Origin of the sequence: Klebsiella indica (assembly GCF_005860775.1) — a bacterium.
In the GTDB taxonomy this organism is placed as follows: Bacteria; Pseudomonadota; Gammaproteobacteria; order Enterobacterales; family Enterobacteriaceae; genus Klebsiella; species Klebsiella indica.
Window position 1 is genome coordinate 104,255 of the sequence record NZ_VCHQ01000026.1, and the last position, 14,782, is coordinate 119,036.

The 14,782-nt window shown below is 50.6% G+C and carries 14 protein-coding genes; 4 read left to right on the plus strand and 10 right to left on the minus strand.

Annotated features, from left to right (window positions below; translation table 11 throughout):
* Nucleotides 1-169: 169 nt before the first annotated feature.
* The 3 genes from FE839_RS18355 to FE839_RS18365 all read right to left on the minus strand — a co-directional run bounded on the left by FE839_RS18355 (nt 170) and on the right by FE839_RS18365 (nt 3,171).
* A complete protein-coding gene (locus FE839_RS18355; protein WP_241675644.1) occupies nt 170-1,798 on the minus strand; it encodes a DUF4435 domain-containing protein in 1,629 nt (542 codons plus the stop codon).
* Nucleotides 1,799-2,076: 278 nt separating this feature from the next.
* Nucleotides 2,077-2,508, minus strand: a complete 432-nt coding sequence (locus tag FE839_RS18360; protein ID WP_138362219.1) for a bifunctional diaminohydroxyphosphoribosylaminopyrimidine deaminase/5-amino-6-(5-phosphoribosylamino)uracil reductase RibD — start codon at nt 2,506-2,508, stop codon at nt 2,077-2,079.
* A gap of 219 nt (nt 2,509-2,727) precedes the next feature.
* Nucleotides 2,728-3,171, minus strand: a complete 444-nt coding sequence (locus FE839_RS18365) for a cell envelope integrity TolA C-terminal domain-containing protein (protein WP_138362390.1) — start codon at nt 3,169-3,171, stop codon at nt 2,728-2,730.
* A 337-nt stretch (nt 3,172-3,508) separates the two neighbouring features.
* On the opposite strand from FE839_RS18365, the gene FE839_RS18375 reads away from it, so the two are divergent.
* Nucleotides 3,509-4,069 carry a helix-turn-helix domain-containing protein gene (locus tag FE839_RS18375; protein WP_138362220.1) on the plus strand — a complete coding sequence of 187 codons (561 nt, stop codon included), beginning with the start codon at nt 3,509-3,511 and terminating at the stop codon, nt 4,067-4,069.
* A gap of 207 nt (nt 4,070-4,276) precedes the next feature.
* Complete coding sequence (locus tag FE839_RS18380; RefSeq protein ID WP_138362221.1) at nt 4,277-6,238, plus strand: peptidase U32 family protein; 1,962 nt, start codon at nt 4,277-4,279, stop codon at nt 6,236-6,238.
* 13 nt (nt 6,239-6,251) lie between these two features.
* On the opposite strand, the gene FE839_RS18385 is transcribed toward FE839_RS18380, so the two are convergent.
* From FE839_RS18385 to FE839_RS18405, 5 genes are all read right to left on the minus strand, one after another.
* On the minus strand, nt 6,252-6,485 hold the full coding sequence (locus FE839_RS18385; RefSeq protein WP_138362222.1) for a DUF2554 family protein: 234 nt from the start codon (nt 6,483-6,485) through the stop codon (nt 6,252-6,254).
* Nucleotides 6,486-6,641: 156 nt separating this feature from the next.
* Nucleotides 6,642-6,926: a hypothetical protein gene (locus FE839_RS18390; protein ID WP_138362223.1), complete on the minus strand. Its 285-nt coding sequence runs from the start codon at nt 6,924-6,926 to the stop codon at nt 6,642-6,644.
* A gap of 97 nt (nt 6,927-7,023) precedes the next feature.
* On the minus strand, nt 7,024-7,149 hold the full coding sequence (locus FE839_RS18395; RefSeq protein ID WP_138362224.1) for a DUF2474 domain-containing protein: 126 nt from the start codon (nt 7,147-7,149) through the stop codon (nt 7,024-7,026).
* Nucleotides 7,149-8,159, minus strand: coding sequence for a cytochrome d ubiquinol oxidase subunit II (gene cydB / locus FE839_RS18400; protein ID WP_138362225.1), 1,011 nt, complete (start codon nt 8,157-8,159; stop codon nt 7,149-7,151). The genes FE839_RS18395 and cydB overlap by 1 nt, the downstream gene beginning before the upstream one ends.
* Nucleotides 8,160-9,557 (minus strand): cytochrome ubiquinol oxidase subunit I, encoded by a 1,398-nt coding sequence (locus FE839_RS18405; RefSeq protein ID WP_138362226.1) that lies wholly within the window; start codon nt 9,555-9,557, stop codon nt 8,160-8,162.
* 162 nt (nt 9,558-9,719) lie between these two features.
* On the opposite strand from FE839_RS18405, the gene FE839_RS18410 reads away from it, so the two are divergent.
* A complete protein-coding gene (locus tag FE839_RS18410; protein ID WP_138362227.1) occupies nt 9,720-11,132 on the plus strand; it encodes an aminotransferase-like domain-containing protein in 1,413 nt (470 codons plus the stop codon).
* A gap of 86 nt (nt 11,133-11,218) precedes the next feature.
* On the opposite strand, the gene FE839_RS18415 is transcribed toward FE839_RS18410, so the two are convergent.
* Both FE839_RS18415 and FE839_RS24695 read right to left on the minus strand, forming a co-directional pair.
* On the minus strand, nt 11,219-12,886 hold the full coding sequence (locus FE839_RS18415) for an OFA family MFS transporter (RefSeq protein ID WP_138362228.1): 1,668 nt from the start codon (nt 12,884-12,886) through the stop codon (nt 11,219-11,221).
* Nucleotides 12,887-13,022: 136 nt separating this feature from the next.
* A complete protein-coding gene (locus FE839_RS24695; RefSeq protein WP_171034913.1) occupies nt 13,023-13,190 on the minus strand; it encodes a hypothetical protein in 168 nt (55 codons plus the stop codon).
* Nucleotides 13,191-13,619: 429 nt separating this feature from the next.
* Between FE839_RS24695 and ydcS the strand changes: the two genes are divergently transcribed.
* The gene (gene ydcS / locus FE839_RS18420) at nt 13,620-14,765 is read left to right on the plus strand and encodes a putative ABC transporter substrate-binding protein YdcS (protein ID WP_138362229.1); all 1,146 of its coding nucleotides are present in this window, start codon (nt 13,620-13,622) and stop codon (nt 14,763-14,765) included.
* The last annotated feature ends 17 nt before the right edge of the window (nt 14,766-14,782 follow it).

Here is a 14,782-nt window from a genome sequence, read left to right on the forward strand (position 1 = left end):
GCGTTATAACGGTCGTTGCACTTTAACATTGTGCGTTATAGCGCACAATAAACTTATTAACGCCGCCTGATGAAACGAGGCGGACCGAAGAGTAGGTGTAAGGGGGCGCTCTGAGCGAAAAGCGGACACATGAACCGCACACATCATTCAACCACAGTCATGATAAATATTATGCATTCTGTATGACTATTTTACTCGAAAACTCACCAAAATATGGTCTGAGAGCCTTTCTCATTGACTCTCCACTTTCATTGTGAACCATCCTAACTACTAATTCAGCAAGTTGGCCGTTAGCTAGCCCCAGATGCTTACTCACTTGGGATGAAAGGCTCTTCCTGTTATAAAGTTTTAATGCAAGAAGATAATCACGTTTCTCAACTGCATTTTTAAACAAAGATAAACTTTCATTATAAAGTTCTTTAACATTAATTTTTGACGTCAACAAGTTAAGAGCGTTACTAAGACCATCGATCCCTTTTGCTTTTTCATCGAAACAATTAAGCATGAATTTAATTTCGCCAGCCACACGCAGTGAAATCTGAGTATCTAGCTCTGAGGATATTGCACGGAACACAAAATCTTTAACTGATTGTAGATCTTCATCTGGATTTCTGACTAATCGTTCGCTAACTAAAGTTATAACTTCCGGAACGCAAAAGAGATTTTCGACTTCTGCTACGCTTAGAGTATAAATACCATATTCTAGAAGCGATTGAATTTCCCCTTCAACACGCCTATCCCTATCAATAATACCAAAAACTTCCATATAATGGAGTTCTTCACTGGTTCTTAGAGCTTTAACATTTTGTATTACTTGGCTACAAGAACCAGATGGTATCACTAGATAATTATTTAACACAGCACGGTAAAGGGATACATCATAGCTTCCATTTTCCCCCTCTACAAAAACAATTGGTTTTCTACTGCCCAATATTTCAATTAGTAAACTTTCTGGTAGGCCTTCTACATCGGGAACGTCTTCCCAATCCCAACAGGAACCATCATAACCTTTTAACCAGATTTTCTTTGCTTCATGCAGTGCTGCAGCAAAATCAGTATCATGAGTCATATATACAAACAGGCAATCAGGTCGGAGTTTTTCTATATCCTTCCATAATGGAACTTGCACAGATTTGTGAAGATGAATTTCTGGCTCGTCTATGATAATAATTCCATTTTCAGGTGCTGCAAGACATTGCCCAATTAGATAGAAAATAACTCGCTCGCCGTCGCTCATTTCTGAGGGGTTATAGACAAAATCGTTATTTCCTCTTACTCGTGTTTGAATTGTCAAACCACCTAAAACAAGCTCTCGGTGAGGTAAAGTTTTTTCCCAAACGTATTTAACCTTATCTAATTTAGTTGTCAGTGGTTCAATTCTTTCGTCTGAAAGTTTTACTAATTCAATATATTCCGAATTCACTTCAACTTTGTCTGAAAAGAGATACACCATTAATTTATCATAATCATTTAATGATGATATGGCAGGTTTATTTACCCAGCGCCTATGCTCTTTATACCAAAATGGTTCCGAATTTCCCAAATCCGCATTTCCATAGAGTAAATTGTTCTGTGCTTGTTTAAGCGAAGTTGGTGTTGTATGGTCAGGCATCGCTAAAGCCCGTTGAGCGGAAATACGATGAACCATATTTTTTTGAGGAGATTTAAGATCCATCCATGTCCCAAGGCGAGACTTTCCAGAACCATTCGCACCGATAATAAGCACACTCTGATTAGTCTCTATTTCCTCTAGGCTATTTTCTTTTTTAGGTAGTATAATTGAAAAGGAATTACTCATTTTTTTTGCTTGCCTTATTTGTATAGAGTTTGATAAAAACTTAACATCCTATTAGATACCACTATTTTTCTTATCAGGCCACAATTAATTGAAGATAACTTTTGTTTGCATTTTTAGCAATATACTAATATAAAATAATTTCATGATAATCAGATCCAATAGTGATAGCAAATTACGCAAAGTGTCCGCTCCTGGCACGGAGCTGCCCCTGGGGTGGCTACAAGCGAGAAACTGACCGAAATTTTATAGCCAACATAGTTTTGATGTGTCCACACTGCTTAAGACTTTATCAGATAAGGTTTTAGAAAATTCTCCACTTCTCGTCTTCCAACTCCTAGCGTAAAGCTGACTCCTGCATTTTTTAAAATTCTGAGGCCTTCACCTCTGTTTCTAGGATGCGGGTCTTCCATGGCAACATAGACATGGCGTGGTTTCAATTCAGCAAGTGTCAAGGCACAGGAGGGAGTTCTTCCTTGATATGAGCAGGGTTCAAGTGTGACAAAGATTTCACATTCACTAATTGGAACCGTTAGTTTTGAGATGGCGTCTATCTCTGCGTGATGATGGCCAGGATGTTGAGTGAAGCCTTCGGAAACTACCGCCCGTTTATGGACAATCACGCACCCTACAGGTGGATTTGGTCTGCAGCCAGGTAAGGCTTGACGTGATTTTTCAAGCGCTAACAACATGAATTCTAAATTTTCGCTCATCCGCATTTATGCCCGAATATGTAAATCATAGAATTACGATTTTCAAACCATCCGGCATGATGGTCCATTATTTAGATTAATTACTCAACAGCTATGACCAACCCGTCGTTAATTCACTCGCACTGACCCTTTGATACTTCTGCTTTTGGCACACAGCGGACAGTACAGTTGGCTGTCCGCTGTGTGCCAGGAACCGACATTTAGATAGCCATGGTGTGGTTAACCGCGCATGTCGAAGCCGGATTTTTGAAAATCTCGATAGACTTCCGGATTGTTGAAGGCCGGGAATTTAGCTTTCTGGGCTGCTGATTTAATCGCTTCGCAATAGGCTTTGTTGCCGTTGCTGGTTGATATTTTTAAAGCCGTACCATCCTGAGAAAATTCCATATGCAACCTGCATTTTTTCCCTTTCCAGTTTTGCGGTTCATCAAGTTTGGCATTTATTGCCGCCCTGATTGCCCGCGCTTGCGCACCCCATTCATCCTGATCATCCCAACGTCCTGAACTGCAATTCCCCGTTGCAGTGGTCTTATGGCAGCCGGAAGGATGTAACGGCGCGCATCCCGTGGCCAGGCTGACCGCAATGGTCAGCATAACGATTTTCTTTACTGTTTCAGACGATCCCACTTCTTGCCCCTCAATCCATTTAAACCTCAGCAATATTGGCATATTCTTCCGGCAGTCCATTTCAACCACCAATTATCTACATACTCTCTTTGTAGAATATGACCATGATAACTGTTGAGAAGTCAGACCTATATCCCATCAATTAATCGAAATGCTGTCATCTGAACTTACCACAATTACCGCTGATAACGGCAAAAGCCATTTTCAGACCGAAGTGTGCCAGGCATTGGTAGCGCTTTACTCATTTTTCTGGAAACATCTGCAAAAGAGAAGGGATATAGCGAAGCACGGTGCGCAATCGCGTTTACCGCTAAACGTTCTGTGGAATTCATTGAATATGCGTATAATTCCTTCAGATATAACGGGAGGTGGAATGAATATTGCGCAACATCTGTCGACAACGTTAAAAACACTACGTCAACAGCGTGGCTGGAGCCTGTCGCGACTGGCGGAAGAAACCAGCGTATCGAAAGCGATGCTTGGCCAGATTGAACGTAACGAATCCAGCCCGACGGTTGCCACGCTGTGGAAAATCGCCACCGGCCTCAACGTGCCGTTTTCTGCCTTTATCGTTGCCGATAACGCCGCCGGGCCGACGGTGTTTGATCCCCAGCAGCAGGCCATGGTGGTGACGCCCATTTTTCCCTGGGATCCGGTGCTGCGATTCGATCATTTATCCGTTACGCTGGCTCCCGGCGCGCTGAGCGAATCCGCACCCCATGAGAAAGGCGTTATCGAGCATGTGGTGGTGATTAGCGGTGAACTGGAACTCTGTTTGCAGGGGGAATGGCAGTCACTACGGCCCGGCGAAGGGCGACGTTTCGCCGGTGATGTCGCCCATGCCTATCGCAATAACGGCGTGCAGACAGCCCATTTCCATTCGCTGATTCATTATCCGAAAGAAAACAAAAGCCGCGGCCTGGCAAATGACTAAGATAATAATCACACCATGACGTGGAAAATCCGCAATACGTGATAACGGTATCCGCGGACATTTTTCCAGAGAAACACATTTTTCTTCAATGCGTTGCTGAAAAGTAAAAATTCCCGCTGCGGCGGTAGCGGAAAACATTTTGGTCTGCGTGGCGTTCTGACTACAATAGCCGCCATTTCGCCCCCTATAATGGATAACGACGAACGTATGCGCCTGCAAAACCATCATCTTGAACTACTGAGTCCTGCCCGCGATGCCGGGATTGCCCGTGAAGCGATTTTGCACGGCGCGGACGCGGTCTATATCGGCGGACCGGGATTTGGCGCGCGCCACAATGCCAGCAACAGCCTGAGCGATATCGCAAATCTGGTACCGTTTGCCCATCGCTACGGCGCCAAAGTGTTTGTGACCCTGAATACCATTCTGCATGATGATGAACTGGAACCCGCCCGGCGCCTGATTACTGACCTGTATGAAACCGGCGTGGATGCGCTGATTGTCCAGGATATGGGGGTCATGGAGCTGGACATTCCGCCAATTGAGCTGCATGCCAGCACCCAGTGCGACATTCGCAGCGTTGAGAAAGCAAAATTCCTCTCCGATGTCGGTTTCAGCCAGATCGTTCTGGCGCGTGAGCTGAATCTGCAGCAGATCAAAGCGATTTACGATAACACCGATGCGACCATTGAATTCTTTATTCATGGCGCTTTATGCGTGGCCTATTCCGGGCAGTGCAATATTTCTCACGCGCAGACCGGCCGCAGCGCCAATCGCGGCGACTGCTCCCAGGCTTGTCGTCTCCCTTATACCCTGAAAGACGATCAGGGGCGCGTGGTGGCCTACGAAAAACACCTGCTGTCGATGAAAGATAACGATCAGACCGCCAACCTGGCCGCGCTGATTGATGCGGGCGTACGCTCGTTTAAGATCGAAGGCCGGTATAAGGATATGAGCTACGTGAAGAATATCACCGCGCATTATCGCCAGATGCTCGACGCGATCATCGACGATCGCGGCGACCTTGCCCGTTCCTCTGCGGGCCGGACCGAACATTTCTTTGTCCCATCCACGGATAAAACTTTTCATCGCGGCAGCACCGACTATTTTGTTCATGCGCGCAAGGGCGACATTGGCGCGTTTGACTCGCCGAAGTTTATTGGCCTGCCGGTGGGGGAGGTTCTGAAAGTCGGCAAAGATTTTCTTGATGTTGAAGTGAGCGAAGCGCTGGCCAACGGTGACGGGCTTAACGTAATGATTAAACGTGAAATTGTCGGCTTTCGCGCCAACACGGTAGAAAAAACCGGCGAAAACCGTTATCGCGTCTGGCCAAACGAAATGCCTGCCGATTTATATAAAGCGCGACCGCATCAGCCGTTAAACCGTAACCTCGATCATAACTGGCAGCAGGCGCTGTTGAAAACGTCCAGCGAGCGTCGAATCGCAGTAGATATCGAACTAAGCGGATGGCAGGAACAACTGGTTCTGACCATGACCAGCGAAGAGGGGGTGAGCGTTACGCATACTCTGGACGGTGAGTTTGTCGAGGCGACCCAGGCGGAGAAAGCGAGGGCCAGCTTACGTGACGGCGTGGCCAGGTTAGGCCAGACAATTTACTACGCGCGTGATGTACAGATTACGCTCCCGGCGCTGTTCGTACCCAATAGCCTGTTAAACCAGTTGCGCCGTGAAACGGCTGAAATGCTGGATGATGCGCGTCTCAGGGCAGTAGTGCGTGGCCGCCGTAAACCGGTTTGTGTACCGCCGCCTGTTTATCCGGAAACCCATCTGTCGTTTCTGGCGAACGTTTATAACCATAAGGCGCGCGAGTTTTATCAGCGTTACGGCGTGCAGTTAATTGATGCCGCCTATGAAGCACATGAAGAGAAGGGAGACGTGCCGGTAATGATCACTAAGCACTGCCTGCGCTTTGCCTTTAATCTGTGTCCAAAACAGGCGAAAGGCTCTATTAAGAGCTGGAAAGCCACGCCAATGCAGCTGATTCATGGCGATGAAGTGCTCACGCTGAAATTTGATTGCCGTCCTTGCGAAATGCATGTGATCGGCAAGATAAAAAACCATATCCTGAAAATGCCGCTGCCTGGCAGTATCGTGGCTTCTGTCAGTCCGGATGATCTGTTGAAAACGCTGCCGAAACGTAAGGGCATCTGAGCGCCGAGAGTTGCTACCGGTCGTCATGCATTTTGGGTTTCCGTGCATTCTGCCAGTGATGATGTTCGCGCAGGTCGGATGCGGCTTCCTCGCTCCGACTGCGCAGTTCATCGCTGTCTGCTTCATGTCGCAATTGTTGTTCGAGACTTTGAATCGGGAAGAAATCGTGCCCTTGTTTGCGGGCCAGCACGTGCCCGGAAAACAGCGCACACATTAGCAGTAACGTCGCGATGTATCTCTTAAACATACTTTTTTCCGTTCTGTCGCTAACTGTGGCTCACTATGCCAGGGATTTGTTGAGCTTATTTCTGCGGTTATCAAAGAAGGGAAAATCCTTTGTCAGCGTCGCCTGACAGAGGGCGAAAAAAAGCCCGACAGGTTCGCTATCGGGCGGAGGGGCAATTTAGTTTTTCGGCGGTAACGGCTTATTGTTCTGCTTACCGTCTTTATGCTCACCTTTTGGCGGCTGTTTGCCATCCTTGCGCACACCTTTCGGCTGGTGTTTACCGTCATGCTTCTTGCCTTTCGCCGCTTGCCTGCCGTCGTGCTGATGCGCTTTCTGCTGGCGATCGTTATTGTGCTGCGTCGCGGAAGTTTTTTCTGGCGGCGGGGGCGGGTTATCTGCTGCAAAAACGAACGACGACAGCCCAAGCGTCATCACTGCGGATAACAAAAAAATCTTTTTCATCACGACATCCTTTATTTTTATGTGCTTAGCGATTTCAGCAAATAAAAATGGAGACAAGATGGAGATACGGCAATCAGTTTCATTGCCGCAGGGTGTCTTAGGCCTTTAGTCCTGCCGCGGTCATTAATAGCCTGAATCCCAGACTTATTGCCGCCAGCGCGAGTACGCTGGCTCCCCACAGGGCGAGCATCCATAATATTCTCTTGAGCCATAATTGTTGCATCAGTGGTATCCCTCTCCATGTTGAACTTTGCCGCGAAATACGTAGTAACTCCAGAAGGTGTAGCCGAGGATTACCGGCAAAATAAGCAACGCGCCGACCAGCATAAAACCCTGACTTTGCGGGGGCGCGGCAGCCTGCCAGAGAGTAATGCCCGGTGGAATAATATGCGGCCATATACTGATGCCCAGACCGCCAAAACCGAGAAAGATCAGTCCCAGCGTGAGGACAAAAGGCAGCAGGTGGCTGGTGCTGTTATGCAGCGTGCGCCATAACCAGGCGCTTAGGGACGCGACCAGCAACGGTACCGGTAGCAGGAAGAAGATGTCAGGCAAACTGAACCAGCGTTCGGCAATGGCCGGTTGGGTTAACGGAGTCCAGATGCTGATGCCGGCAATAACGATCAGCAGAGCCAGCAGCAAACCGCGTGCGATGACTCGCATATTTCTGTGCAGTGAATTTTCGCTTTTCATCACCAGCCAACTGGCACCTAGCAGTGCATAGGCAATACACAACCCCAAACCGCAGAACAGAGTAAACGGCGTGAGCCAGTCAAACATTTCGCCGCTAAAATGGCGGTCGCTTACCGCGAAGCCGTTGATTACCGCGCCAACCACCATTCCCTGGGTGAACGTCGCGAGAATCGAGCCCCCCATAAAGGCGATATCCCAAAACGGGCGGTGTGATGGGGTAGCGTTAAAACGAAATTCAAAAGCGACGCCGCGAAAAATAAGGCCGATCAGCATCAGAGTGAGTGGGATCGTGAGGGCATCAATAATCACCGCGTAGGCCAACGGAAACGCGCCAAACAGGCCAGCACCGCCAAGCACCAGCCAGGTTTCGTTGCCGTCCCAGACCGGGGCGACGCTATTCACCATGACGTCACGATCGGCGACATCCCGCGTGACGCTGAATAACATGCCAATGCCCAGATCGAAGCCATCCATCACGATATACATCAGGATGGCGAAAACGATAATGACAAACCAAATGACGGATAAGTCGATACCCATTTAACGAGACTCCTTAGATTTAAAATCGTCCATTGCGGCAGAGAGTGGGCGTGCTGGCGTGCCTGAGGTCGCTGGCTGCGCTTCCTGTGGTCCTTTACGAATCAGACGTAGCATGTAGCTATAGCCGATACCGAATACCGCGCTATAGACCACAATAAAGGTCAACAGACTGATCGACATATGCAGGGTACCGTGCGCGGAAACGGCATCAGCGGTACGCAGTACGCCGTAAACGACCCAGGGCTGACGACCCACTTCTGTCGTGACCCAGCCCGCAAGGATGGCAATCAGCCCCGAGGGGCCCATCCACAGCGCAAAGCGTAAAAAGGGGCGGCAATGATACAGTCGACCGCGATAACGCAGCCACAGGCCCAGCGCGCCGAGCAGGAGCATCAGCATGCCGAGCCCGGCCATCAGGCGGAAAGACCAGAAAACGATGGTGGAATCAGGACGATCTTGCGGGGCGAACGCCTTCAGCGCGGGAACCTGTTTATCCAGACTATGGGTGAGAATCAGGCTACCGAGGGCAGGAATTTCCAGACCATAGCGAGTACGTTCCCGTTGCATATCCGGCCAGCCGAATAGCAGCAGCGGGGTGGGTTCTCCGGGGATATTCTCCCAGTGGCCTTCAATGGCGGCGATCTTGGCGGGCTGGTACTTGAGCGTATTCAGCCCGTGCATATCGCCGATCGTTGCCTGAATAGGGGCGACAATCAGCGTCATCCATAGCGCCATGGAGAACATCGCGCGAACGGCGGGGGGATTGTTGCCGCGCAACAGGTGCCATGCCGCTGAGGCGCCGACGAATAGCGCGCTGCTGAGAAAGGCCGCCAGCGACATATGCAGCAGACGGTAAGGGAACGATGGATTAAAAATAACCGCGAACCAGTCCACCGGCACCACCTGGCCGTTGACGATCTCAAACCCCTGCGGCGTTTGCATCCAGCTATTGGAGGCGAGGATCCAGAACGTGGAGATAATCGTCCCCAGCGCCACCATACAGGTGGCAAAGAAGTGAAGGCCGGGGCCGACACGATTCCAGCCAAACAACATCACCCCGAGGAATCCGGCTTCAAGGAAGAAGGCGCTCAGGACTTCATAGGTCAGCAGAGGGCCGGTAATGCTCCCGGCGAACCCGGAGAATCCGCTCCAGTTTGTTCCGAACTGCCAGGCCATCACCAGTCCGGAAACCACGCCCATACCAAAGTTGACGGCGAAGATTTTCGACCAGAAGTGGTAAAGCGAGCGCCAGGTCGGATTTTGGGTTTTTAACCATAAGCCTTCCAGCACGGCCAGGTAGCTGGCTAACCCGATGGTGATGGCGGGGAAGATAATATGAAATGACACGGTGAAGGCGAACTGGATCCGCGCCAGGTGGAATGCATCGAGATCGAACATGCAGAACTCCGCAATAAAATTGATTCAGCGCAATTCTAAGCCGGGTTATAAATGCGTTGCAGGAACAGAAAAGGTGTTTTTTCCTATAACAGTTTTTATAACCGACTATTATTTTTCATCTGATATATTATTGTTCCTGAGAATGGCGAAGCGGAATGCGTAATGAAAAAGTATCAGCAGTTGGCGCAGCAGATTAGCGAACAGATTACGCTTGGGGTGTGGCTACCCGGGGATCGGCTACCCTCACTGCGTGAACAAGTGGTAAGCAGCGGGATGAGCTTTATGACCGTCAGCCACGCCTATCAACTGCTGGAAAGTCAGGGACGGGTTATCGCGCGTCCACAGTCGGGCTATTATGTCGCGCCGCAACCGAGCAAACAGCGCCAGGCTGAGCCGCCCGCGCAGGTGACCCGCGATGAATCGGTTGACATTAATACCTACATTTTTGAGGTGCTGCAGGCCAGTCGTCAGGCGTCGATGCTGCCGTTTGCCTCCGCCTTCCCCGATCCGCGTCTGTTTCCCTTACCGCAACTCAACCGCTCGCTGGCGCAGGTGAGCAAAACCGCGACGGCCATGAGCGTGATTGAAAACCTGCCGCCGGGCAGCGATAAATTGCGGCATGCGATTGCCCGACGCTATGCGCTTCAGGGGATGAATATCTCCCCGGACGATATCGTTATTACCGCCGGAGCGCTGGAAGCGCTCAACCTTAGCCTGCAGGCGGTCACTGAACCCGGCGACTGGGTCGTGGTGGAAAATCCCTGCTTCTACGGGGCGCTACAGGCGCTGGAAAGGCTGCGTCTCAAGGCCTTGTCGGTGGCGACGGATGTCAGAGAGGGGATCGACCTTGCCGCGCTGGAACAGGCGTTACAGAACTACCCGGTCAAAGCCTGCTGGCTGATGACCAACGGGCAAAATCCGCTCGGCTTTACCCTTAGCGCAGAGAAAAAATCCCGGCTGGTGGCGCTGCTGGCACGCTACAACGTGATGCTGATTGAAGATGATGTCTATAGCGAGCTCTATTTTGGCCGCGAAAAACCGTTACCAGCGAAGTTCTGGGATCGCGATGACATGACGCTACACTGTAGCTCTTTCTCCAAGTGTCTGGTGCCAGGGTTTCGCATCGGCTGGGTGGCGGCGGGCAGGCACGCCCGGCGAATCCAGCAGCTACAGTTGATGAGCACGCTTTCCACCAGTTCGCCAATGCAACTGGCGCTGGTGGACTATCTTGCCACCAAGCGTTACGACGCGCATTTGCGGCGTTTACGTCGTCAGCTCGCCGAACGCAAACAGCAGGCCTGGCAGGCATTGTTGCGCCATCTCCCTGCGGAGGTGAAAATTCATCATAGCGATAGCGGCTATTTCCTCTGGCTTGAGCTCCCGGCTGGCGTCGATGCTGGAGAACTTAGCGCCCGCGCACTGACTCATAACATCAGCATCGCGCCGGGTAAAATGTTTTCCACCACCGCAAGCTGGACCTCATTTTTCCGCTTTAATACCGCATGGGGCTGGGGCGAAAGAGAAGAGCAGGGAGTGAAACGATTGGGTGAATTGATCCGCGAGATGCTGGTGTAGCGTTGTCTTTTCCCGGACGTTTATCTGACGATAAACATAAAAATGGCGCTGTATCCGCAACAGCGCCATTTTCGTTAAAAACGCCTCTAATGGAACAATGCGGCCGTCTGTTGCAGCGTGACCCATACCCCCCATAGCAACGGTACGCCAACAATCAGCCATGCCAACGCTACAACAGGCTTACTGCCAGGAGACGCATTCCATTCGAGTACAGCATTGGGATTCACGTTATACATTGAGCGAGCAGCCGCCAGCTCTGCCTCTGTCATATAGTATTTATCTGCGACCGGGCGAATCATCAGGTTACACAATAGTCCCAGCCCCAGCATCGCGGCCAGAATATAGAGAGTTATGTTGTATACATCAGCCTGAGGTACACCGGCGTTTAGCTGATATTCGCGCAGGTAGTTCACCAGCACGGGCCCCAGTACACCCGCTGCGGCCCAGGCGGTTAACAGCCGGCCATGAATTGCGCCCACCATTTGCGTCCCGAACAGGTCGGCCAGATAGGCGGGGATCGTGGCGAAACCGCCGCCGTACATTGAGATGATGATGCAGAATGCAATCACAAACAGTACCACATTACCCATTTGCCCCAGCCAGGGGACGGAGGCGTACAGCGCAATACCGATGGAGAAGAACAGGGCAAAAGTCGTTTTGCGCCCAAACCAGTCAGAGCAGGACGCCCAGAAAAAACGACCGCCAATATTGAACAGGCTCAACAAACCGGTAAAGCCCGCTGCAATAGCGGCGATACTGGTCAGCTGCGAAGCATTAAGTTGATTGTAGGTGAGCGTATTGCCCAGCAGTTTGCCGGCAAAGACTTCCTGCAGCAGCGGCGAAGCCATGCCGATAATACCGATACCAGCGGAAACATTCAGGCAGAGTACGGCCCAGCACAGCCAGAACTGCGGTGTTTTACAGGCCACGCTGACGTGCACATGCCGTTCTGTTATTTTCATCTTGTTAGCCTTAGGTTCCGGAGGCGTCCAGCCAGCCGGTTTCCAGCCAATTGGCGGAATACGGTAAGCAATAGCGCCTGAAACCATAAAGAGGGTGTAGATAACCGACATGACCAGGAAGCTCTGCCACACCCCTAAACCATCCGCGCTGGCAAAATAGGTCATCAGCTTATTCGCCAGAGGCGCGCCAACCATCGCCCCCCCGCCAAACCCCATAATTGCCATGCCTGTTGCCATACCACGCTTGTCGGGGAACCAGCGAATCAGGGTTGAAACAGGCGAAATATATCCCAGTCCCAGACCTATCCCGCCGATAACGCCAGAGCCGAGCCATAGCATCCATATCTGATGCAGATAGACGCCAACGGTTGAGATGAGCAGGCCACCGCACCAGCATAGCGTGGATACCAATCCAACTTTGCGTGGCCCGGCCTTCTCCAGCCAGGTGCCCCAGATTGCGGCAGAACAACCAAGAAAAATAAAAAACAACGTATATGTCCAGCCGAGCATAGAGATTTTCCAGTCACAGGTGGTTGAAATCACCTGCTGAAAAAAACGCATGTTTGCTGGACAGGTTACAGGTGCCGTAATACCAATTGCTTTTGAAAGCGGTAACCAGAAAACAGAGAAGCCATAGGCCATACCAATACATAAATGGATTGCTAATGCTGCAGGCGGGACAAGCCAGCGGTTAAATCCCGGCCTGGCGATAATACGTGCTTTTGAAAAAAATGGCGGCGGTGCGTTATTAGCTGGCGTCGGTGGTGCGACATCCAGAGTGTCATTATCCATATATCCTCCATTCTGTCTGGGCCTTAAACTGCTATTTGAAGGCATCTATGCTCGGCTTGCAGGTCTTTATTAACAGACCTTTCTTTTAAAGCATTTTCCATACCAAAACTAATGGGGGTTATATCGACGATCTATTTCAGTCTGTCGGCGAATGGATTGCGGCATAACTCGCCTCATCCATAAGAACCGCCAGCAGGCTGCTGTATTGCGGGGTGGAAATCCGTGTCTGGCGTACTTTTTGCGTTATCTGCCCCCCCGGTTTTGCCGCTTCGCAACGAGGCCAGTACGATTCAAAACGGTTCATCTTTTTTCTGCTCATTCGAATGATTTTGGGGGTAAATATGACCGTTTAATTTTATGATAGAAGCTTATTGATAATCGCCAATATAGTAATTTCCCTGATGTTTAATCATATTGGGCAATTAATGGTGAATGTGTTTTTTACTAAATTGACATAAAGGGCTATCAAAGTGATATCAATATATCGGCTATCATTTTTGATATTATTGCTCCGCCATTAGTCATAGGAAATATGCATAGTCGTTTTCTCCGGCTAACTCCTTGTCTATAATCCATAAAGTTATCCAGAGTATCTCGTTTTTTGCGTAATGCGCCCCTTGTCACAACCTGAATAAATTTCTCCTGGGGCCATAACGTGCCGTCTACTGTTATTAAGGGAGATATTTTTACGGCACGGCTGCCGCTAATTTTCTTGTGACAGGAGTAAGACCCGATGAGCAAAAAAATTGCCCGTGGTAGCCTTTGTGTGCTGGGTATGGCTTTTCTGACGGCGCAGGCCGCGGAGCCGCCGGTGTCTCTCGATAAAGGCGAAGGCCGTCTCGATATTATCGCCTGGCCGGGATATATCGAACGGGGACAGACGGATAAAAGCTACGACTGGGTCACCCAGTTTGAAAAAGAGTCCGGCTGCCAGGTAAATGTTAAAACCGCCGCAACGTCTGACGAAATGGTCAGCCTGATGGCTAAAGGCGGCTACGATCTGGTGACCGCATCCGGCGATGCGTCTCTGCGCCTGATTATGGGTAAGCGCGTGCAGCCGATTAACACCGCGCTGATCGCCAACTGGAAGACCCTCGATCCGCGTGTCGCAAAAGGCGCATGGTTTAACGTCGGCGGTAAGGTTTACGGCACGCCGTATCAATGGGGGCCTAACCTGCTGATGTATAACAGCAAAACGTTCCCGACCCCGCCCGATAGCTGGAGCGTGGTCTTTGTGAAACAAACGCTGCCGGACGGCAAAACCAATCAGGGCCGCGTGCAGGCCTATGACGGGCCGATTTATATTGCCGACGCCGCGCTGTTTGTCAAAGCCACGCAGCCGCAACTGGGCATCACCGATCCCTACCAGCTTACCGAGACGCAGTACCAGGCGGTACTGAAAGTGCTGCGCGCTCAGCACCCGCTGATTCATCGCTATTGGCACGATACCACCGTACAGATGAGCGATTTTAAAAACGAAGGCGTGGTGGCATCCGGCGCCTGGCCGTATCAGGCCAACGCCCTGAAAGCAGAAGGTCAACCGATCGCCACCGTCTTCCCGAAAGAAGGGGTAACCGGCTGGGCGGACACCACCATGCTGCATAGCGACGCCAAACATCCGGTGTGCGCCTATAAATGGATGAACTGGTCGCTGACGCCGAAAGTTCAGGGCGATGTCGCCGCCTGGTTTGGTTCACTGCCGGTGGTCCCGCAGGGCTGTAAAGCCAGCACGTTGCTGGGCGATAAAGGCTGCGAGACCAATGGCTACAATGCGTTCTCGAAAATTGCGTTCTGGAAAACGCCGGTGTCTGAAGGCGGGAAATTTGTTCCCTACAGCCGCTGGACTCAGGATTACATCGCGATTATGGGCGGTCGTTGAGCAGCCAGGGGCGAAGA

Coding starts and splice junctions, on each gene's coding strand:
- cydB (WP_138362225.1), bottom strand. CDS start 8,159: ATGGGTATCGACTTATCCGTCATTTGGTTTGTCATTATCGTTTTCGCC.
- FE839_RS18375 (WP_138362220.1), top strand. CDS start 3,509: ATGAATATTGCGCAACATCTGTCGACAACGTTAAAAACACTACGTCAA.
- FE839_RS18355 (WP_241675644.1), bottom strand. CDS start 1,798: ATGAGTAATTCCTTTTCAATTATACTACCTAAAAAAGAAAATAGCCTA.
- ydcS (WP_138362229.1), top strand. CDS start 13,620: ATGAGCAAAAAAATTGCCCGTGGTAGCCTTTGTGTGCTGGGTATGGCT.
- FE839_RS18405 (WP_138362226.1), bottom strand. CDS start 9,557: ATGTTCGATCTCGATGCATTCCACCTGGCGCGGATCCAGTTCGCCTTC.
- FE839_RS24695 (WP_171034913.1), bottom strand. CDS start 13,190: ATGAACCGTTTTGAATCGTACTGGCCTCGTTGCGAAGCGGCAAAACCG.
- FE839_RS18385 (WP_138362222.1), bottom strand. CDS start 6,485: ATGTTTAAGAGATACATCGCGACGTTACTGCTAATGTGTGCGCTGTTT.
- FE839_RS18395 (WP_138362224.1), bottom strand. CDS start 7,149: ATGCAACAATTATGGCTCAAGAGAATATTATGGATGCTCGCCCTGTGG.
- FE839_RS18410 (WP_138362227.1), top strand. CDS start 9,720: ATGAAAAAGTATCAGCAGTTGGCGCAGCAGATTAGCGAACAGATTACG.
- FE839_RS18415 (WP_138362228.1), bottom strand. CDS start 12,886: ATGGATAATGACACTCTGGATGTCGCACCACCGACGCCAGCTAATAAC.
- FE839_RS18390 (WP_138362223.1), bottom strand. CDS start 6,926: ATGAAAAAGATTTTTTTGTTATCCGCAGTGATGACGCTTGGGCTGTCG.
- FE839_RS18380 (WP_138362221.1), top strand. CDS start 4,277: ATGCGCCTGCAAAACCATCATCTTGAACTACTGAGTCCTGCCCGCGAT.
- FE839_RS18360 (WP_138362219.1), bottom strand. CDS start 2,508: ATGAGCGAAAATTTAGAATTCATGTTGTTAGCGCTTGAAAAATCACGT.